Genomic DNA, 19,924 nt, shown 5'->3' with positions numbered 1-19,924 from the left:
ACAGCATGTCGCTTTCACCGGCTCCTGTCGAGGTACGCACGGTCGAGGTCCGCGAGCTGTCCTCGCCCGACGAACTCGAAGAACTGATGCGGATCTTCGACGACGTGTGGCGGCCGGACCCGACGAGACGCCCGGTGGGCATCGACATGCTGCGGGCGTTGTCGCATTCGGGCAACTACGTGTCCGGCGCTTTTATCGGCGATCACCTGGCAGGCGGAAGTGTAGCGTTCCTGTCGGCGCCGGCCGGCGAGGCCCTGCACAGTCACATCACCGGGGTCTCCCGACGCGGACGCGGCCACCATGTGGGCTACCTGCTGAAGATGCATCAGCGGAAGTGGGCGCTGGCGCGTGGACTGACGACGATCAGGTGGACCTTCGATCCGCTGGTCGCGCGGAACGCGTATTTCAACATCACGAAGCTGGGCGCGCTGCCGGTCCACTACTACGAGGACTTCTACGGCGAGATGGGCGACGAGCTGGGCGGCGACGCCGACTCCGACCGGGTGCTGGTGTCGTGGGCGCTCGAGGACGGGCTGCCCGAGGCCGTCGATGGTGTCGGGAGTGTGGAGGCGCTGATCGCCGACGGTGCGGTGCCGGTGATCGACGATTCCGACCGGTCGCGTCCGGTCGCCCATCACGAGCGGGTGGCCCCGGACGCCACCGTGGTGGTGGCGTTGCCGCGGGACGTCGAAGCGATGCGGGTGAGTCATCCGCTCGACGCGGCGCGGTGGCGGATCGCGCTGCGGGACGCGATGTCGCCGTTGCTCCTCGAAGGTGAGGCGCGACGGTCGGTGCGGTTCCTGCGGTCGGGTCACTACGTGTTCGGTCCGGCGGGGTCGGGGGTGCGGTGAGCGTCGAACTGACCCCCGCGGATTGGGACCGGTACCCGCACACACTCGCCGACGTCCTGCCCGCGGTGTCCTCTGCGCTGGGAATGTCCGCATCGTCGGACCTGGTTGTGCCACCTGGCGATTCGGTGGTGGTGTTGCTCATCGACGGGCTCGGGGCGACGCTGCTGGAGGAGTACGCGGATTCCGCGCCGACGCTGCGCGAGCTGACCGCGACCACGCTGCGTGCCGGATTCCCGGCGACCACGGCGACCAGCATCCTGAGTCTGACGGTCGGGGCGGCGTGCGGCGTGCACGGGATCATCGGATACAGCTTCCGGCCCGACGACGACTGTCGGACACGGGGATCACGCCGGGTGCTGAACTCGCTGCGCTGGAGTCTCGACGACGCGCACGGCCCCTCGGCGCTGGTCACCTATCCCCCGGCTCTGGTGCGGACGCACCCGGGAAGCCTGGAAGCGCTTGCGGATGAGGGCGCTCGGGTGACGTACGTGATGCCCGGGGAGTTCCGCGGCACGGGTCTGACCCTGGCAGCGTTCCGCGCGCCCGGCCAGTACGTGCCGGCGGTGACCCCCGACGGGGTGCGCGACGGCGTCTTGGCCGCCGTGCGCGGACACAGTCGTCATCGCCGGTTCGTGTACGCCTACTACAGCGAGTTGGACACCGCGGGACACATCCACGGTCCTGGTTCTCCGGAGTGGCTGGAGAAGCTCCGGATGGTCGATCGGCTCGTGGCCGATCTCGCCGCCGAGTTGCCCTCCGGGACAACACTGCTCGTCACCGCCGACCACGGGATGATCACCGCCGACCGCGCCATCGACATCGACACCGCGCCAGAACTTCTCGACGGTGTCGACGCCGTGGCCGGTGAGGCGCGTGCGCGGCACGTGTACGCGACGTCCGGTGCTGCCGATGACGTCCTGAAGGCATGGTCGGGGTATCTCGGCGACGCGGCGCACGTCGTCACGCGGGAGCAGACCATCGACGAGGGGTGGTTCGGACCCGAGGTGACTGACGCCGTGGCGCGTCGGATCGGGGACGTGGTCGCGGTGGCGCGGGACTCGGTGACGCTGACACGCTCCACGAGCGAGACGATGGAGTCGAAGATGATCGGCCACCACGGCGCCTGGACGGCCGCGGAACAGCTTGTGCCGCTAGTGATTGCGCAGGGGTGACTCCTGCTGGCCGAGCAGCCCCCGCTGGCCGAGCAGCCCCCGCTGACCGAGCAGCCCCCGCTGACCGGTAGCTGCCCACGCTGGCCGGGTACCCCCCCCTGCTGGCCGAGTAGCGACGACCGAGCGCAGCGAGGACGCCGCGTATCGAGGTCACGCCACCGGCGCGTCCTCCTCGTCGGTCACCAGGTCCAGGCGCACGCCGAGGAGGCGGACCGGGCGGTCGATGTCGAACTTGGTGAGCAGGTCGGCGACCACGGCTTCGAGCTGATCGAAGTCGAGGCTCGGCGCGGGGAGTTTCCGGGACTTGGTGCGCGTGTAGAAGGTCGTGGTGCGGACGGTCACCGCGACGCGGAACGGTAGGCGTTCTTCGGCGACGACCTGGTCGAGCAGCTCACGCAGCAGTTCGGCAGCGGCGGTGCGCATCTCGGACGGATCTGCGATGTCGGTGGCGAAGGTCCGCGACTTGGAGTGCGAACGGGCGAGCCACGGTTCGGCGGTGATCGTCGAGTCGCCGCCGCCCCGGCACAGGACGTACAGCCAATTGCCCTGGTGCGGACCGAAGGTGGCGATCAGGTCGTCGCGTGGTGTCGCGATGAGGTCGTTGACGGTCTCCACACCGTTGGCAGCGAGTTTGGCCGAGGTCTTCGGCCCGACGCTCCACAGGTCGCGAGTCGGCCTCTGACCCATCAGGTCCAGCCAGTTGCGGTCGTCGAGCAGGAACACGCGTGGCGCGCCGACGCCGTCGTCGGGTGTGGCTCCGGGCGGCCGCTTGGCGAAACCGGTGGCCATCTTCGCGCGCTGCTTGTTGTCGCTGATACCAACGCAGCTGGTCAGACCGCACCGTTCGAGGATCTCCTGCCGTACCCGTTCGGCGAAGTCGACGATGGCGGCATCGTCGAACGGGTCGACCTCGGCACCCCGCGCACTGACACCGAGGTACGCCTCATCCCAGCCCCACACCTCGACGGGATGACCGGTCCCGCGCAGCACATCCATGACGTCGGCCGACGCGGCGTCGTACGCACCCATGTCCAGCGGCAGATACACCGCGTCGGGCAGCTTGCGGTAGGCAGCACGCAGCGGCATCCCGGCCCGCACGCCGACATCCCGCGCCTCATACGACGCGCAGGTCACCACCTTGCGGGCCTCGGTCGGATCGCCGTTGCCGCCGACGATGACCGGGACACCGACGAGCTCCGGACTGCGCAGCCGCTCGACCGACACCTGGAACTGGTCGAGGTCGACGTGCAACAGCCACCGATAGCGTTGCGAAACCGACGTGGTCACCCCGCCAGGGTAACCACGGACCGGCGATCAGTCGCCGCAGTCAGTCACCGCAGTCGGTCGCCGAAGTCAGACAGCGATACGGACGTCGATCTCGCCGAGTCCCACGCTCCGGCACGACGTGCGCAGCGAATGCGGGTTGTAGCGCAGCACCGACAACCCGCGGTTCGTCTCGGTCGACCAGCCGGCGAACGACTCACCCGCCTCGGCGATGAACCCGGTCAGCGCCGAGAGCGACGATGCGTCGAATGCGGCCACCGTGTGGGTGAGCACCTTCTCCAGCAGCGCACGGTCACGATGCAGCGGCGGCGGAACCAGATTCAGTGCGGGAGAAGCTGTTCCACAGTTCGTCGGATCGGTGAGCGCATGAACCGCGACGAGCAGGAAAGCGAGCGAGACGACGGCCCGCGAGGTGGGTTCCCCCGCCCGGCCCGGATACGACTGGATGAGGTGGCACACCTGCACCGGGCGCGGCGGCGTGGCATCGGCAGCCTCGCCCGAGCCGGGCTCGAGGAGCCCCAGTGCAGCCAACACCTCTTGCTGAGCGGACGAAACCGTCTCCGCGGCAAGCGCATCGGCATGCATCCGCTGCAATTGGGCGACGATCGCCTGGTGGCGTCGCGCCGCGTCGTCGATCTCACGGACCAGATGTTCGGTCAGTCCGAAGGTCGACGAATAGTGGGTCAGCGCCTGATATCCGGGCAGCACGATGTGCTGCTCGATGGCGATGGCCTCGGCGATTGCCGACGGTTCGAGAAATTTGCGGACGCTTCGCTTGGACGCGCGCGCCGACAGAGTCCTGGTCAACTGAGCCCTCCACACATGTAGACCACTGATGCTCCGAAATGGAATTCCCACCCCGGTGTTGACCCCCTACGCTTCGACACCCCCTTCGATGCCGTTAACGAAGCGCACGATCACAATAGCGAGGATTCGGACAAACCGTGAGTCGAATGACTGAAAACTGCGGAATTCGGTCATTTCGGATACCGATGCGCAGCGCAATGGGCCTTTTTACCCAGACTCGGTCGGCACATCGGCCCCCCGACACTTCACCGAAGACCCTTCCTTTCCCGCGCCCGGCGGGTTTCACTCGATTCAGAGGCTTCGACGGGAGGACTCGAGACGATGCACGCAGTGACGTTGACCGGACATCTCGACGAACCGCTGTCGCGGTGGCTGTGGCTGATCAAATGGTTGCTGGCGATACCGCACTTCCTGATACTGATCGCGCTGGACATCGCGTTCTTCTTCTGCACCGTCGTGGCCGGCTTCGCGATCCTGTTCACCGGTCGCTATCCGCGTGGCCTGTTCGACTTCAACGTCGGGGTCATCCGGTGGAACTGGCGCGTCGCCTTCTACACGCACTCCGCGTTCGCCACCGACCGGTATCCGCCGTTCGCGCTGCGTCGAACCGACTATCCCGCCGACTTCGATGTCGTGTACCCCGAGCGGTTGTCCCGTGGCCTCGTGCTGGTGAAGTGGTGGCTGCTGGCAATCCCCCACTACCTCATCCTCGCGGTACTCGCCGGCGGGTGGCTGGGCGGCCCGCTGGCCGTCGGATATGTGGCCCAGGGCGACGACGGCCGGGTGACCATCGCGCCGGTGCTGGCGCTCGTGGCGTTCTTCGCCGCAGTCGCGCTGCTCTTCACCGGCGCGTACCCGCGCGGACTGTTCGACTTCGCGATGGGCATCAACCGGTGGCAGTACCGGGTGTGGGCGTATGCGGCGCTGATGCGAGACGAGTACCCACCCTTCCGGCTCGATCAGGGCGGGGACGAACCGACCGACTCGACAGGAGCCCGCGATGTTGCGGTTCCTCTCCCGTGAGTTGCACAGCTGGCGGCTGATGCACGCCTCGTCCAACCGGCTCGTCCGTCCGACGGACCGGGTGGAAACACTTGTGCTGCTGGCGCTCTGGGTGTCGGCCCTGGCGGGCCTACTCGTCGCACTGACCATTGGCGGCAACACGTATGCCACCCACAAGGCCGCCGTCGAGGTCCAGGGACCGCGACATTCGGTGAGTGCCACCGTCGTCACGATGCCCAAGCCGGACGACGATTCGACCATCGTCGCCTGGCGGCGGCCCGACGGCTCGCGCGCCACCGCCGCGGTGGACACCGAACGGCACGACCGCGTCGGCCGGGTCCGCATCATCTGGCTCGACGACGAGGACAAGCCGGCGGACCCGCCGCGCACCACCACCACCGACGCCGTCGTGGAGGGCATCATGGCCGGACTCGGTGTCGTCATGCTGACCACCCTGGGCTGGTGGGGGCTGGTCCTTCTGGTCCGGGCGGCCGCCGACCGGCATCGCATGCGACGGTGGGAGGCCGAGTGGCTGGAGTTCGACATCGACAGCCACCGCTGAGGGCCGGCCACGATGACCGTGCCCGACGAGATGGAAGTCGATCCCCAGGAAGACATCCAGCAGCTGCTGCGCGACCTCGGATCGTCCCCGAACGGGTTGTCCCTGCGGGAGGTCGAGCGGCGACGCCTGATCCACGGACCCAACACACTCACCAGAACCCGCGGGAGCCGCTGGTTCGGTCAGTTGCTCCGCCAGCTGACCCACCCCCTCGCGCTGTTGCTGTGGGTGGCCGCGCTGCTGGCGTGGATCAGCGGCTCGCAGCCGCTGTCCGTGGCGATCGTCGTGGTGATCGTGATCAACGCGGCCTTCGCCTTCGTCCAGGAACGCCATGCCGAACGGGCGGTGGAGGCGCTGGCCGACATCATCCCGGTGACGGCCCGCGTGATCCGGGAGGGGCCGGAGGAGGAGATCCCGGCCTCCGAACTGGTGCCCGGTGACGTCATCCACCTCGCCGAAGGCGACCGGGTATCGGCCGATGCGCGACTCATCGGCGGTTCCGTCGAGGTCGATCTGTCCACGCTGACCGGTGAGTCGGTTCCCGTGCACCTGCAGACGCAGGCCGCCGCCGGCACCGGGCCGATCGTCGAGGCGACCGACATCGTGTTCAGCGGAACGAATGTCGTGGGCGGGGACGGCCGCGCGGTGGTGTTCGCCACCGGGATGCACACCGAACTCGGGCACATCGCCTCGCTGTCGCAGCGGATCGGTCACGACGAGAGTCCGCTGGAGCGGCAGGTGAAACGGGTGGCGTGGCTGATCGCCGCCGTGGCCGTCGCGATGGGACTCGCCTTCATCCCGCTCGGCACGGCGCTGGCCGGCCTCTCGCTGCGCGATTCGGTCAACTTCGCGATCGGGTTGCTGGTGGCCAACGTCCCCGAGGGACTGCTGCCCACCATCACCCTCGCCCTGGCGCTGGGCGTTCGCATCCTCGCGCGCAACGGTTCGCTGGTCAAACGGATCTCGGCGGTGGAGACACTCGGGTCGACGACGGTGATCTGCACCGACAAGACGGGCACCCTGACACAGAATCGGATGACGGTCACGCAGATCTGGACACCGGCCGGCGTCGTCGGACTCCCCCTCGACGGAACCCCGTCGGCCTCGCTCCGACATGTGGCACAGGTGATGACCGATTGCTGTTCGGCGACCATCGATGTCGACGAGTCCGGGACGATCACCGAGTTCGGCGACCCCACCGAGCTGGCGCTGCTCCGGGCGGCGTCCGGTCTCGGGGTCACCCCGCCCCGTGCCGGCGATTCCACGGCCTCCCGCACCACGGGCGGGCCGGCCGCAGTGCGCCGGACGTTCGCCTTCGATCCGGCACTGCGGCGGATGTCCACGGTCGTGCCGACCGCCGACGGCGGACGGGTCAACGTCAAGGGCGCACCGGAGGAGGTCCTCGAGCTGTGCACACACCTCGCCGATCGAGCGCTGACCGCCACGGACCGTGCGGAACTCCACGCGCTCATCGCCCGCTGGGCCGGTCAGGGTCTGCGGCTGCTCGCCGTGGCGTCGAAGTCCGTCGGCCCGGCACAGGTGGGCACCATCGACCGTGCCGGCGCCGAACGTGATCTGACGCTCGACGGCATCGTGGCGATGATGGACCCTCCCCGCACGGGTGTCCGTGAGGCCATCGACGTCTGCCATCGCGCGGGCATCCGCATCATGGTCGTGACCGGCGACCATGCCCTCACCGCACGGGGGATCGCCGAGGGTGTGGGCATCGGCTCCCATCACGGACTCGAGGTGATCAGCGGACCCGATCTGGATGCGATGCCCGAGACCGAACTCGACCGGCTCCTGGAGCGCCGCACCGAACTGGTCTTCGCCCGCACCTCCCCCGAGGCCAAACTGCGGATCACCGACGCGCTGCGCGATCTGGGCGAGGTGGTGGCGATGACCGGGGACGGGGTCAACGACGCACCCGCGCTGCGCAGGTCGGACATCGGTGTCGCGATGGGACGCAACGGCACCGACGTGGCCCGGGAGGCGGCGACGATGGTGCTGACCGACGACAACTTCGCCACCATCGTCACCGCGGTGGCCGCGGGTCGTCGTGTCTACGACAACGTCCGCAAGTTCATCGTGTACATCTTCGCGCACGCCACCCCGGAGGTCGTGCCGTTCCTGATGTACGCCCTGTCCGGCGGCAACATCCCACTTCCGTTGACGGTCATGCAGATCCTCGCCATCGACCTGGGCACGGAGACACTTCCCGCCCTGGCCCTGGGTCGCGAGAAGGCCGAACCCGGTCTGATGAACCGGGCACCGCGCCGCCGGACCCAGAACGTCGTGGACCGGGAACTTCTGTTTCGGTCGTGGGGACTCCTCGGCGGGGTGTCGACGATCCTGGTGGTGGCCCTGTTCCTCGGCACGTTGTGGCGGGGTGGCTGGCACTTCGGCGACCCGGTGGACAGCGGCCCCCTCCACTCGACGTGGGAACTGGCCACGACCATGACCTTCCTCGGCATCGTCGCCTGCCAGTTCGGCACCGCGATGGCCTCACGGTGCCAACGCGCACCGCTGAGTTCGATCGGCGTGTTCAGCAATCGGCTGTTGTTGTGGGGCTTCGCCTTCGAGCTCACCTTCGTCGTGGTGGTGGTCACGGTGCCGGCGTGTCAGGACCTCTTCGGCACGACGACACCGCCGGCGGATCTCCTGGTGTGGCTGCTACCCATGCCCGTCGTGGTCTGGGGTGCCGACGAACTGTACCGGTGGGCGCGGCGCCGAGGGCAGGCGGATGCCCGCTCCGCTCACTGATCGTCCACGTCCTCGAGGTCGGCTCCGGACAACCAGGCCTGCGAATCGTCGATGCCGACGTGCGGAGGCAACGGCGGTAGGCGGGTTCCGAACACCTCGTGGGTGAGTTTGCTCAGTGCGCGACATTCCTCGGCCCAGGACATCCGTCCGGCAGGTGTCGTCTCGTAGGTGCGGCGCTTCTGGTATCCGATCATCTCGTCCTGGGCGGCGAGGAGGCCGCGTCCGATGAGTTCGTCGAGAACCAGATGTAGGTCGCTCGGCTGCACCCGGTAGCCGCGGCGCACCAGCTCCTCGAGGACTCGGTCCTGCGTGCCCGGCTGCAATGCGATACCCAGGATGTGCACCCGAATCGCGGCGCGTTCGATCGCTTTCATCGACGCTCCTCCCTTCGTCGGGGGTCCTTCCACAATGCACCGGATCGGGTGTGCCCGAAAGGGTCGCAGTGCCCCGATTCGACGGGTGTGAGCGCAGGTCAGCCCGCCCGCGTCGAGGAGCCCCGAACTCCTCCCCGGTGCCGGACACCACGGCATGAGTCGAAATGCCCTTACGGGACGGCCCGGACCGGAGGAGATTTGGATCGGAGGCCATCTGGCGACCGCATACCCTTCCCGGAGGTGATTCACGTGCCGCACATACTGACCGTCACGATGAATCCCACGCTGGACATCCACTCGACCGTCCCGCGCTTGCTGCCGAGCTCCAAGATGCGTTGTGGCCATCCGCGTTACGACCCCGGCGGGGGTGGTATCAACGTCGCTCGCGCGGCGACGCGGCTCGGCGTCACCGCCACCGCGGTCTTCACGACCGGCGGGTACACGGGGCAGCGGGTGGAGTCGCTGCTCGCCGCCGACCCCCTCGAGGCATGCCCGGTACCGGTGGCCGAACCCACCCGCGAGTCACTGGTGATCGTCGACGAGCACAGCGGCGAGTGCTACCGGTTCGTACTGCCCGGTCCCCACCTCGAGGCCGACGAGGAGCTGCGGTGCCTGAAGGTCATCTACGAGAATGCCTCGGCGGCCTCGATGCTGGTGGTCAGCGGCAGCCTCCCGCCGGGGTGTTCACCGGGTTTCTTCGGCGCGGTGTCGCGCATCGCCGCTCATCACGGGTGCCTCCTCGTCGTCGACACCAACGGCGCCGCGCTGCCCTGGGTGACCGGCGCCTATCTCGTCAAACCCAGTGTGCGGGAACTACGCGACCTGACCGGCGCCCCACTACCCGATCGTGCCGCGCAGGTCGCGGCCGCCCGGGACCTGATCCGTCACCACATCAGTGAGGTCGTCGTGGTGTCGCTGGGCGCGCAGGGCGCGCTGGTGGTGACCGCCGACGAGGATCACGATGTCGCCGGGGTGCCGGTGCCGGCAGGCGTGGGGACCGGGGTGGGTTCGGGCGACGCCATGGTCGCCGCCATCGCGGTCGCCCTCACGCGGGGATGGCCGATCGTCGACGCCGTGCGGTACGGCACCGCGGCCGGTGCCGCGGCGATGCTCACCCCGGGTACCGAGCCGTGCCGGGCACAGGATGTCGATCGGCTGTACGGGCAGACATCCCCGGTGTCGTCGGCGTGACCACCGGGGCGGGCGACTAGGAGTCCCCGAGCCGTTCGTGGAGCACCGCGTCGACGAGCAGGCGCCGTTCGGCTCGAGCGACGTGCAGCCGTGTCGCGGCGACGGCGTCGGGGTTCACCGACACCGAGGTGATCCCCATCTTCACGAGCAGTTCCGCGAATGCCGGGTTGGTGGACGGAGCCTGCCCGCACAACGACGAGGTGATCCCGCAGCGGCGGGCCGTCGAGATGATCTGGGCGATGGCGTCGAGGACCGCCGGGTCGCTGCCGTCGAACAGTTCGGCGCACGATTCGGAGTCACGGTCGACGCCGAGCATCAGCTGGGTGAGGTCGTTGCTGCCGATCGACACCCCGTCGATGCCCGCGTCGACGTACTCCGGCAGCCAGTAGATCACCGAGGGAACCTCGGCCATCACCCAGCGATGCAGCCCGCGGTGATCACCGAGAGGGCTCTCGTCGATCAGCTCCAGGCAGCGTTCGAGCTCCCAGCGGGTCCGCACGAAAGGCAGCATCAGATGCAGGTTCGGGTGGCTCTCGCGGGCCCGTGCGAGCGCCTCGAGCTCGAGCCGGAAGACCTCCGGCTCGCGGACGTATCGGTAACAGCCGCGGAAACCGATCATCGGATTGCGTTCCTCCGGCTCGAACTCCGCACCACCGTCGAGGCCACGGAACTCGTTGCTGCGCAGATCGGTCGTCCGGTACACCACCGGCCGGGACCCGAACGGTCCGGCGATGGAGGACAACGTGTCGGCCATCGCCGAGACGAAGGCGTCCGACTCGCCGGCGGCGATGACCGCCCGCGGATGACGGCCCGACAGCGCCTCGGTCAGCATGAACTCGGCGCGCAGCAGGCCCACGCCGTCGACGTCGGTCGCCCCGACCTCCGCGGCATGCGTGGCGGAGGCCAGGTTCACGTAGATCTTGGTCGCAGTGATCACATCCGAACGCGGTTGCGGCGCCGAGGCTTCCGTCGTCTTTGCGACAGCGGGCCGCGCCGTCCGGCCGGCGGTGACCTCACCGGAGCCGCCGTCGACGGTCACCGTCGCACCCTGCTGCAGATCGGTTGTCCCGGTGCGTGTTCCCACGATGCACGGCACGCCGACCTCACGGGCGACGATGGCGGCGTGACAGGTGATGCCACCCCGATCGGTCACCACCGCCGACGCGCGCCGGATGGTCGGCAACCAGTCGGGGTCGGTCATCGGGGCCACCAGCACCTCGCCGTCCACGAGTTGGTGCCCGTCGCGCGGTGAATGCAGGATGCGGACCTGTCCGGTGGCGATCCCGGGGGCGGCCGCGAGGCCGTGCACCAGCACCTTCGCGCGGGGTGGCGCCACCGACCCCTGCGTATCGGCGCCGCCCGTCGTGGTCTGCTCATCGGACAGCGTGGTGATGGGCCGCGACTGGACGATCCAGATGTGACCTTCGGGATCGACGGCCCATTCCATGTCCTGCGGGCGCCCGTAGTGCTGTTCGGCCTGCAACGCCATCCGCGCGATGGCCTGCACGGTCGCCGGATCGATGACCGGCTCGGACCGGCCGGCCGCCACCGGTTCACGGCGATCATGGCCGTCGTCACCGCGCACGATCCGGAACTCCTGGTTGCCCAGACTGGTCTGCAGTATCGAACAGTCTGTTCTCGACACCAGGAAGGTGTCGGGGGTGACCGCGCCGGACACCACGGCCTCGCCGAGTCCTTCGACGGCCTCGACGACCAGATGATCGAGGTTCCCGGTGACCGGGTCGGCGGTGAAGACGATGCCCGCGGTCGCCGACGCCACCATCTTCTGCACGACGACAGCCATCAGGGGCTCGGAGGTCAGGCCCTTCTCCGCGCGATAGGTGATCACGCGGGGTGAGAACAGCGATGCCCAGCACCGCACGATCGCGACCAGCAGATCGTCCGGACCGCCGATGTTGGTGAACGTGGCGTTCATCCCCGCGAAGGAGGCGTCCTTGCCGTCCTCGCCGATCGCCGACGACCGTACCGCTACGTTGACGTCGGAGCCGCCGTCGGCCAGCCGCCGGTATGCAGCGAGCGCCTCGGCGGCGATCTGCGGCGCGATACCCGCCTTGGTCACCATCTCCGCCATCCGGTTGCTCAGGTCGGCCATGCGTGCGTCGTCGCCGACGGCCGACAGCGCCTCCCGATGGGTGGCGAGCAACTCGGCCCGAACCCCGCCGTGTTCCATCGAGACCGCGAACGATTCCGCGGTCAGCGCGAATCCGTCCGGCACCGGGAGTCCCGCGGTGACGAGTTCGCCCAGGTTCGCACCCTTGCCCCCCACCAGTGACAACTGATCGAATCCGAGCTCCGAGAAGGTCAGCACATGCGTCATATACCCACGATGGTCTTTCCTCGGGCCTTCCCCTAGTGACCAACGGCGACGGCGGAAGTGACCAAAGTCCATGTCTTCGGTTCGACGAGGTCGACACGAGGTGTGTTCCGACCTTCTTCTACCGACCGGAGGCCGTTCGGCACTTGAGCCGCGGCGGGTCGGCGGGGTCGAATGACTGGGACGGAACCGTCCGACGGAAGCCGGGGAAACATGGTGAACTTCCGAGACTCGACTCGCACCTGAGATGGCCACTCCGCATCCCACACCGTGGCCGCGGGCGCTGATCGCCTTCGGGCGATGCTTCGCCGAGGTTCTGCGGTCCCTGATCGGGCGGCGACTCCACCAGCCGCCGCCGAACCTCGGGCGCGTCGTCGCCTTCGCCGACGGGACCACCGCCGCGGTCTACCGCGAGACGCGTCGCGACAACCATCCGGTCACCGAGCCGGTCAGCCTCGTCGTCTGCTTCCGGCTGCGGTGGGTCGACGGCAACCGGCTGGCGCACCGGATCTTCCGGGTGGAGAGCGTGTGCAACACCGTCCTGTTCGCGGGCTTCGACGGATTCGTGTCGAAGCTGTGGATGACCGCCGACGGCGACAATCGCTACCGCGGCATCTACGACTGGGACGGGTACGACAGCGCCGTCGACTACGTCAACGCCCTGTGGTGGCCGCTGATGGTGGTCGCCGAACGGGATTCGATCCACTATCACGTGGTCGGCGACCGGACGCGGGATTCGCTCCTGGCCGGTGGCGGCCCCGTCCCGGATCAGCGTGAGTGGTGGCGACCGGTGAGCGGATGAGGCACGGCGGATGAGGCGGGGCTGTTCAGCCGGCGTCGAGAATCTCCCGGGTCCACCGATCCACGTCGTCCCAGTCACGGGCGTCACCGTACTTCCCACCCATGAGCCGGAACATGATCCGGCCGAATCCCGGCCAGTCACCCGGCGCTATGGCACCGGCGAACGCACGATGGGATCGCAGGGCCCCGCTCGCCTCGATCGCGGCGACCGCGCGCGGCAGCGGAGTGCGTGGACGCAGGAAGCGTGCGACCCGCGGTGACAGGAAGGTCGAGGTCGCGCCGACCGAGGAGACCGAGAACGCCCACACCGGGCTTGCGGAGTCCTTCGCCACCGACTCGGCGACCTGCTCGGCGTCCGGCAGCCATTGCCCGTTGTGAATGGCGCTGCCGATCACGAGCCGGTCGGCGCGGTCCGGGCTCCGGTCGCTCTGCAGCGGCCAGAACTCCACCGAGTCCCCGCCGTTCCGCAACCCGTCGGCGATCCGTTGTGCGATTCCCTCGGTGGCTCCATGAGCGCTCCCGTACGCGACCACGGTGTGCATGTCGAAACCCCGATCTCTCAGCTGGACGACGCCGTCATGGTATCCCCGTTCACCCGCGCTCCGGGCTCACAACGGCCCGCTCGGCCAAGAGGTCGGGTAGATGTCCTTCGACCCTCCTGCCGGGGGTGCGCCCGAGCGTTCAATGGTGGTGTCCCCATTCACTCGCGACGACGGAGGACCATCATGGCCACACCAGCACACCACACGACCCGCTCCCTCCTGCCCGACATCGCCGACCTCTTCTCGACCATCCCCGCCGTCGGGATGCTCCGCCCCAGCGGCCACCTGATCCGGGTGGAAGAGGAGCTCGCCGACGACAAGTACGTCGTGCGCGCCGAACTCCCTGGCATCGATCCCGCCAAGGACATCAACGTGACCATCCTCAACGGGATCATGACGATCACCGCGCAGCGCACCGAACGCAGCAGCCACGACGGCCGCTCCGAGTTCTCCTACGGTGAGTTCACCCGGTCGATGTCCCTGCCGAAGGGCTTCGTCGAGGACGACGTGAAGGCCGGCTACCGCGACGGGATACTCACCGTCACGGTGCCACTGACCGCACCGAGCAACCCCGGAAAGCAGATCAAGATCGAAAGCTCCTGAGACACTTGAGCACTCGCATGCGCCTGCCGGCCAAACCCTCGGCCGAGGCGCTCCTGCTGGCGGCGACCGTCACCGCGTTCGTCGTCGGCGGGGCGTTCTGGGTGGCGGGGTCGGACCGGCCCGCTGACTGGCTGTGGATCGCCGGCACCGTCATCGCGCTCATCCCGTCGCTGTGGTGGGTCGTCGCCGGCCTCCGGCGCCAGAACTTCGGGGTCGACATCATCGCGTCCCTCGCCCTCGCCGGGACGCTGATCGTCGGCGAATATGCGGCCGGAGCGCTGATCGGCGTGATGCTCGCGACCGGCCGGCTGCTCGACGCGTCCGCCTCCCGCCGCGCACGCAAGGATCTCAGCGCCCTCATCGACCGGTCCCCGTCCCTCGCCCGCCGCCGCGACGGTGCCCAGATCACGGTCATCGCCGTCGACGACGTGCGGCCCGGGGACGTCCTGTCGGTGGGCAACGGCGAGATCGTTCCCGCCGACGGGTGGCTGCACGACGACGCGGTGCTCGACGAGTCCGTCCTCACCGGCGAACCTCTCCCGCGGACCCGTGGACGAGGAGACGGCGTCCGCTCCGGCGCGGTCAACGCCGGCGGCACCTTCGAGCTGACCGCACGTTCGGTTGCCGCGGAGAGCACGTTCGCGGGGATCGTGCGAATGGCGGGCGACGCCGCGGCCGACCGCGCGCCGGTCGTCCGGATCGCCGACCGTCTCGCCGTCTGGTTCGTTCCGCTCGCGCTGGGCGTCGCGGGCATCAGTTGGCTGGTCAGCGGTTCGATGACCCGGGCGGTGGCCGTCCTCGTCGTGGCCACGCCGTGTCCCCTGCTGCTGGCCGCGCCGATCGCGATCGTGGCCGGCCTGTCGCGGGCCTCCCGGATGGGCGTCATCATCCGCGACGGCGGAGCACTGGAGAGCCTCGGGCGCGCCCACACGCTGATGGTCGACAAGACCGGCACCCTCACCACGGGCCGGCCGGAGCAGGTCGCGGTGACCGCGGCCCCCGGCGACGACCCCGTCGAACTCCTCCGACTGGCCGCGTCGCTGGAACAGCTGTCGCCGCACGTCTTCGCGACCGCCATCGTCGGCGAGGCGAACCGTCGCGGTCTCGAACTGACCGTCCCGACCGACGTGCAGGAAAGTGCGGGACGGGGCGTCTCGGGCCTGGTCGACGGCCGCGCCGTCGAGGTGGGCGCGCGGAGCACCCCGGACGGCGACTGGGCGCGGGCCGTCGCGCGCGGCAGCGAACTCGACGGTGCCGCCGTCGCCTGGATCGAGGTCGACGGCCGGCCGTCCGGTGCCATCGCGATGAGTGACCCCATCCGCCCGGACGCACCGCGGACACTACGCCGCCTCCGCAGCGCCGGGATCGAGCGGATCGTGCTGCTCACCGGCGACCATCCGGCCACCGCCGTGGAGATCGGCACCCTGCTCGGCATCGACGAGGTGTTCCCCGACCAGAGTCCCGCCGACAAGGTCGCCCACGTCCGGGAGGAACGGGCGGCGGCGTCCACGGTGATGGTCGGCGACGGGGTCAACGACGCCCCGGCCCTGGCCGGCGCGACCGTGGGGGTCGCGCTGGGCGCACGCGGGTCGACGGCCAGTGCGGCGGCCGCCGACGTCATCCTCACCACCGACAGCATCGAGCCGCTCGCCACCGCGATGGAGATCGCCCGCCGTTCCCGCCGTATCGCGCTCCAGAGCGCCGGGGTCGGGATGGGCCTGTCCCTCGCCGCGATGATCGTGGCGGCGTTCGGATTCCTGCCGCCCACCGCGGGTGCCCTGCTCCAGGAGGCCATCGACGTCGCGGTCATCCTCAACGCGCTGCGCGCGCTCCGGGCACCACAGACCGACATCAAGATCGACCAGTCGACCGATGTGCTGCTGCACCGGTTCGCCGCCGAACACGATGCGCTGCGGGAGAAACTCGCACTGCTGACGATCACCGCTCAACGGCTCGTCGACCTGTACTCCGCACACCATCCCGAGACCACCGACGAGGTGGCCGAGCTCAACGGGTTACGCGAGGTCGACGACCTGCTGACGACCACGATCCTGCCCCACGAGCATGCCGAGGAGGACTTGCTCTACCCGGCACTGGCCAAACCTCTGGGCAGCAGCGAAGCCACGGTGACCATGAGTCGCATGCACGCCGAGATCGACCGCCTGGGCCGCCGGGTGCATGCTCATCGTCTGCGCGCGGATCGATATGGCCGGGTGACCGACGACCAGCGCATCGACGTCATCGCGACCCTGTACGGACTGCATGCGCTGCTGCGTCTCCACTTCTCGCAGGAGGAGCAGACCTACTTCGCGCTGGCCAGCACGTCACCGGCCGATCCCGTGACCGGCGAGACGACGAGTCCCTGATCGCGGCTCAGGGCTTGTGGTGCGTCACCATCACCGGACACGACGCGACCTGCAGGACCGCCCGGCTCGTCGATCCGAGCAGCAGCCCCCGGAAGCCACCACGACCCCGCGTCCCGACGACCACCAGTTGCGCCGACTCCGCGGCGTCGACGATCTCGTCCGCCGGTGACCCGATCTCCACGCGGCGTTCGATCTGCACGTCCGGGTAGTCCTCGGGATATCCGGCCAGCTGTTCGCCCAGCAGTTCCATGGCCTCGTCGCGAAGCTGACGGATGATCTGCTCTTCCTGGCGGCCGTAGAAGGCCGCACCGGAGAAACCGCCGAACGCGTGCACCGCGAGCAACGACGTCTGCAACAGGTCGGCCTGACGGAAGGCATGCTCGATCGCGGCGGTCGACGTCGACGAACCGTCGACGCCGACGACGACGGGCCCCGTCGTGGGCGGTTCGCCACCGACGACCACCACCGGACATTCGGCGTGCGCGGCGGCGTCGGCGCTGACCGAGCCCAGCAACAGGCCCCGGACCCCGCCGAGCCCTCGACGCCCCACGACGAGCTGGTGCGCCTCGCTGGACGCGTGCCGCAGGGCGAGCATCGGTGAGCCGCCGACGATCTTGCCGTCGACCGACACGTCCGGGTCGATCTCCTTCGCCAGGGCCATCGCCGCGTCGACGGCACGAGATGCCTCGGCCTGCATGGCCTCGACCACCGCCGGCGAGGTCATCATCACCATCGGCGCATAGGCCCCCGGCACCATCCCCACCGCGGACAGCACCCGCAGGTGCCGCTTCTCGCGCCCGGCGGCACCCACCGCCCACCGGACCGCGGCCAGCGCACACTCCGAGCCGTCGACGGCGACGACGATCAGTGCGGACGGGTCGGTTCCTGCATCTGCCATCTTCATCTCCTCCGTAGAACCGTCTGGACGATGAGGACGATCATCGCCACCGCGGTGCCGGCCATACCCACGATGAGCACGACGCGGACGATCGTCGACCACGGGAAGGTGCTGTCCCCGAAGTCGAATGGGAAAACCTGCCAGAGCCGGATCAGGGCGACCAGTCCGAGCGCGTCGATGACCAGATCACCGAGGGTCTTGACCGCCGGCGGGTCGGCGACGACGTAGATCGCATTGGCGACCACCCCGGCGATCAGCCCGGCGACCACCCAGCCGAGGACCTGACGGAAATCATCGGTGAGGAAGGGAAGCACATCCCACCCGGGCACCCCGAGAATCGCAACCAGCAGAACGGAGTTCACGACGATGCTCACCGAGTAACCGACCCGCCGTCGCATGGCGTCCGGCCGGTGGTGCGACAAAGACTCCGAGGTGGTCACGGTCAGCCCTTCCTCTCCGGCACCTCTCATCGTCGCTGTGGCGCCGATACCGACACCGTAGTCGAAGGTCACCGGTGTCGGGCGGAAAGTCCTGTACCGGCGCGGGTTCCCTCAGCCGCTGACGAGGATCCAGATGAGAAACCCGACCCAGGCGATGGTGCCGAGGATGTTGACGCCGAGCGCCGCCATCAGCAGGGCATCGCGGCGGCCCTCCGTCCGGTTGATGCCGATGACGGTCAGTGCCATGCCGACGATGGTGCCGAGACAGATCGGGAACCCGAGGATGCCCACGATCAGTCCCGCCAGGCCGTAGGTGTCGACACCCGACGAGGACGCCGTAACCGGCTGTGCCCCAGCGAGTTCCATCGGACGATAACCGGGCTGCGGGGGCGGGGGCGGGTACGGCGGTCGGGATGGCGCGTGGACCGGCTGGGGCGGCGCGACCGGTGGGGCCGCGGACACCCCGGCCGGCGCGCGGTGAAGCTGCGCCCACTGCTCGGGGCGGAGATCGGCCGGACCGACCGCACCGAAGACGACGCCGGGTTGGCCGACGACCCCGGGACGCAGATCGAGTCCGTGCAGTACGCCCGCCGCCGGGGCGTCGACCGTCAGCCGGCCGGACGCCGATTCGAGCGTCGCGAGCGGTTCGCCGGCCCGCACCATCTGGCCGGTGCGGGCGAGGACGCCGCTGATCACCGAGCCGGGCGGCAGTGCGGGGAAGGCGATCCGGCGTGCCGAGGCGTCCACCGCGGTCGCCGACGGCTGGTCGTTCGGGCGCGGCTCGTACGGCTGGGCCCGGTGCTGTCGGGCTCCGACCTTCCCCGTCTCGGCGCCGGGCACGACGTTGGTCGAGCGCAGCAGGCCGCCCTGGGCGACGACGACCTTCGGGTCGCCGATCCGGGCGACGCGTCCCACCGACGACAAGGCCGACTGCAGCATCGGGATGCTGCTGGTGCCGCCGGTGACGTAGACGATGACCGGTCCCTTCGGGCCGGTGCCGGCGGCGTCGGCGCGGGCGATGGCGTCCCGGGTGAGTTCGACCGCCCGCTCCACGAACGGCGCGATCATCGACTCGAACTCGCGGCGGGTCAGCAACAGCGTGTGCCGGGTGCCGGGCAGTTCGATGACGGCCTGCGCGGTGTCGGACAGGGCTTCCTTGGCCGAGCGGACGTGGTCGGCCAGCGCGATGGCGGCGGCCGGGGCGCGGAGTCGGGCCGGGAGTTCGGGGTCCAGTTCGGCCGCTTCCTCGAGAACCCAGCGCGTCATGCGGGCGTCGAGATCGCGGCCACCGAGGTTGTTGTCGCCGCCGGACCCGGTGACCGTGAAGCCGTCGGCCCCGGCGCGGATGAGGACGGCGACGTCACAGGTGCCGGCACCGAAGTCGAAGACGCACATGCGCTCGTCGCCGGTGACGTCATGGCCGCGGTAGACGTAATACCAAGCGGCAGCGAGTGATTCGGAGGCGATACGCAGACGGTCAGCGGAGATGCCGGCGCGCTCGGCGGCGCGTCGGAGCACACCCTTGCGTCGTTCGCTCCACTTGTCGGGATGGGTCAGGATGATCGAGTCGAAAGCCGCGAGACCACTGTGGCGCAGCGCGGTCCGGTGTACGTGACGCAGCACGGCGCCGATGAGGTCCTCGATCGGCCAGAACCGGTCGCCGAGTTCGATCTCGCCCTCGTCGATCCGCGACTTCGGGGAGTCCTCGTAGGCGTCCGGGGCCTGCACCCGGCGCAGCGCGGCGTCGTGTCCGACCACGATCCCGCCGTCGCCGGCGAAGACCGCCGACGGCATGGCCGGGCCGCCCGGGCCCAGCGGCACGATGACCGGCTCGGCCAGCCCGACGCGGTATGCGGCCGCAGTGTTGCTGGTACCGAAGTCGATACAGAGTCGCCTGCGGCTCTCCTGTGTCACCTGAACACCTCCCGCCATCCGC

General features: G+C 69.3%; 16 protein-coding genes and 1 pseudogene. 9 read left to right on the top strand and 8 right to left on the bottom strand.

What is annotated here, in order from left to right:
- Window positions 1-5: 5 nt before the first annotated feature.
- A complete protein-coding gene (locus GAA2_RS05335; RefSeq protein WP_191834776.1) occupies window positions 6-851 on the top strand; it encodes a GNAT family N-acetyltransferase in 846 nt (281 codons plus the stop codon).
- On the top strand, window positions 848-2,023 hold the full coding sequence (locus GAA2_RS05330; protein WP_191834775.1) for an alkaline phosphatase family protein: 1,176 nt from the start codon (window positions 848-850) through the stop codon (window positions 2,021-2,023). Before GAA2_RS05335 ends, GAA2_RS05330 begins: the two co-directional genes overlap by 4 nt.
- Window positions 2,024-2,173: 150 nt before the next feature.
- Here GAA2_RS05330 and GAA2_RS05325 read toward each other — a convergent pair whose 3' ends face one another.
- A complete protein-coding gene (locus GAA2_RS05325) occupies window positions 2,174-3,310 on the bottom strand; it encodes a DNA polymerase IV (protein ID WP_191834774.1) in 1,137 nt (378 codons plus the stop codon).
- A gap of 66 nt (window positions 3,311-3,376) precedes the next feature.
- A complete protein-coding gene (locus GAA2_RS05320) occupies window positions 3,377-4,114 on the bottom strand; it encodes a hypothetical protein (RefSeq protein WP_159405508.1) in 738 nt (245 codons plus the stop codon).
- A gap of 336 nt (window positions 4,115-4,450) precedes the next feature.
- Between GAA2_RS05320 and GAA2_RS05315 the strand changes: the two are divergent.
- The 3 genes and pseudogenes from GAA2_RS05315 to GAA2_RS05305 all read left to right on the top strand — a co-directional run.
- Window positions 4,451-5,137, top strand: a pseudogene (locus tag GAA2_RS05315) (DUF4389 domain-containing protein); the annotation flags it as partial.
- The gene (locus tag GAA2_RS05310) at window positions 5,115-5,678 is read left to right on the top strand and encodes a hypothetical protein (protein ID WP_191834773.1); all 564 of its coding nucleotides are present in this window, start codon (window positions 5,115-5,117) and stop codon (window positions 5,676-5,678) included. The pseudogene GAA2_RS05315 and the gene GAA2_RS05310, both read left to right, overlap by 23 nt.
- Window positions 5,679-5,690: 12 nt before the next feature.
- Window positions 5,691-8,438: a cation-translocating P-type ATPase gene (locus GAA2_RS05305; protein ID WP_191834772.1), complete on the top strand. Its 2,748-nt coding sequence runs from the start codon at window positions 5,691-5,693 to the stop codon at window positions 8,436-8,438.
- On the opposite strand, the gene GAA2_RS05300 is transcribed toward GAA2_RS05305, so the two are convergent.
- Window positions 8,432-8,812, bottom strand: coding sequence for a PadR family transcriptional regulator (locus GAA2_RS05300; protein ID WP_024499831.1), 381 nt, complete (start codon window positions 8,810-8,812; stop codon window positions 8,432-8,434). The two genes, GAA2_RS05305 and GAA2_RS05300, sit on opposite strands and share 7 nt — an antisense overlap.
- 249 nt (window positions 8,813-9,061) lie before the next feature.
- Here GAA2_RS05300 and GAA2_RS05295 point away from each other — a divergent pair, with 249 nt between their 5' ends.
- A complete protein-coding gene (locus tag GAA2_RS05295) occupies window positions 9,062-10,003 on the top strand; it encodes a 1-phosphofructokinase family hexose kinase (RefSeq protein ID WP_024499830.1) in 942 nt (313 codons plus the stop codon).
- Window positions 10,004-10,019: 16 nt separating this feature from the next.
- On the opposite strand, the gene ppsA is transcribed toward GAA2_RS05295, so the two are convergent.
- On the bottom strand, window positions 10,020-12,341 hold the full coding sequence (gene ppsA / locus GAA2_RS05290; protein WP_024499829.1) for a phosphoenolpyruvate synthase: 2,322 nt from the start codon (window positions 12,339-12,341) through the stop codon (window positions 10,020-10,022).
- Window positions 12,342-12,585: 244 nt separating this feature from the next.
- On the opposite strand from ppsA, the gene GAA2_RS05285 reads away from it, so the two are divergent.
- Window positions 12,586-13,140 (top strand): hypothetical protein, encoded by a 555-nt coding sequence (locus GAA2_RS05285; RefSeq protein WP_191834771.1) that lies wholly within the window; start codon window positions 12,586-12,588, stop codon window positions 13,138-13,140.
- 25 nt (window positions 13,141-13,165) lie between these two features.
- On the opposite strand, the gene GAA2_RS05280 is transcribed toward GAA2_RS05285, so the two are convergent.
- Window positions 13,166-13,681 carry a flavodoxin domain-containing protein gene (locus GAA2_RS05280; protein ID WP_191834770.1) on the bottom strand — a complete coding sequence of 172 codons (516 nt, stop codon included), beginning with the start codon at window positions 13,679-13,681 and terminating at the stop codon, window positions 13,166-13,168.
- Window positions 13,682-13,864: 183 nt separating this feature from the next.
- Here GAA2_RS05280 and GAA2_RS05275 point away from each other — a divergent pair, with 183 nt between their 5' ends.
- On the top strand, window positions 13,865-14,284 hold the full coding sequence (locus tag GAA2_RS05275; protein ID WP_191834769.1) for an Hsp20/alpha crystallin family protein: 420 nt from the start codon (window positions 13,865-13,867) through the stop codon (window positions 14,282-14,284).
- Between the two features lie 17 nt (window positions 14,285-14,301).
- Window positions 14,302-16,650: a heavy metal translocating P-type ATPase gene (locus tag GAA2_RS05270; protein WP_191834976.1), complete on the top strand. Its 2,349-nt coding sequence runs from the start codon at window positions 14,302-14,304 to the stop codon at window positions 16,648-16,650.
- Window positions 16,651-16,657: 7 nt separating this feature from the next.
- Here the strand turns inward: GAA2_RS05270 and GAA2_RS05265 are convergent, their stop codons facing one another.
- From GAA2_RS05265 to GAA2_RS05255, 3 genes are all read right to left on the bottom strand, one after another.
- Entirely contained in the window at window positions 16,658-17,548 is an 891-nt protein-coding gene (locus GAA2_RS05265; protein WP_191834768.1) for a universal stress protein, read from the bottom strand.
- A 2-nt stretch (window positions 17,549-17,550) separates the two neighbouring features.
- Window positions 17,551-17,988 (bottom strand): hypothetical protein, encoded by a 438-nt coding sequence (locus GAA2_RS05260; protein ID WP_248664704.1) that lies wholly within the window; start codon window positions 17,986-17,988, stop codon window positions 17,551-17,553.
- A 111-nt stretch (window positions 17,989-18,099) separates the two neighbouring features.
- Window positions 18,100-19,902, bottom strand: a complete 1,803-nt coding sequence (locus GAA2_RS05255; protein ID WP_182155247.1) for an Hsp70 family protein — start codon at window positions 19,900-19,902, stop codon at window positions 18,100-18,102.
- Window positions 19,903-19,924: the final 22 nt, after the last annotated feature.

The organism is Gordonia ajococcus, assembly GCF_012974285.1.
In the GTDB taxonomy this organism is placed as follows: Bacteria; Actinomycetota; Actinomycetes; order Mycobacteriales; family Mycobacteriaceae; genus Gordonia; species Gordonia amicalis.
Note: the sequence above shows the minus strand (reverse complement) of the source record. Positions and strands in the feature narration are given on the sequence as shown.

Excerpts from the sequence above, each read along its gene's own strand:
- GAA2_RS05335 (WP_191834776.1), top strand. The coding sequence starts at position 6 with ATGTCGCTTTCACCGGCTCCTGTCGAGGTACGCACGGTCGAGGTCCGC.
- GAA2_RS05310 (WP_191834773.1), top strand. The coding sequence starts at position 5,115 with ATGTTGCGGTTCCTCTCCCGTGAGTTGCACAGCTGGCGGCTGATGCAC.
- GAA2_RS05305 (WP_191834772.1), top strand. The coding sequence starts at position 5,691 with ATGACCGTGCCCGACGAGATGGAAGTCGATCCCCAGGAAGACATCCAG.
- GAA2_RS05300 (WP_024499831.1), bottom strand. The coding sequence starts at position 8,812 with ATGAAAGCGATCGAACGCGCCGCGATTCGGGTGCACATCCTGGGTATC.
- ppsA (WP_024499829.1), bottom strand. The coding sequence starts at position 12,341 with ATGACGCATGTGCTGACCTTCTCGGAGCTCGGATTCGATCAGTTGTCA.
- GAA2_RS05285 (WP_191834771.1), top strand. The coding sequence starts at position 12,586 with ATGGCCACTCCGCATCCCACACCGTGGCCGCGGGCGCTGATCGCCTTC.
- GAA2_RS05280 (WP_191834770.1), bottom strand. The coding sequence starts at position 13,681 with ATGCACACCGTGGTCGCGTACGGGAGCGCTCATGGAGCCACCGAGGGA.
- GAA2_RS05275 (WP_191834769.1), top strand. The coding sequence starts at position 13,865 with ATGGCCACACCAGCACACCACACGACCCGCTCCCTCCTGCCCGACATC.
- GAA2_RS05270 (WP_191834976.1), top strand. The coding sequence starts at position 14,302 with ATGCGCCTGCCGGCCAAACCCTCGGCCGAGGCGCTCCTGCTGGCGGCG.
- GAA2_RS05265 (WP_191834768.1), bottom strand. The coding sequence starts at position 17,548 with ATGGCAGATGCAGGAACCGACCCGTCCGCACTGATCGTCGTCGCCGTC.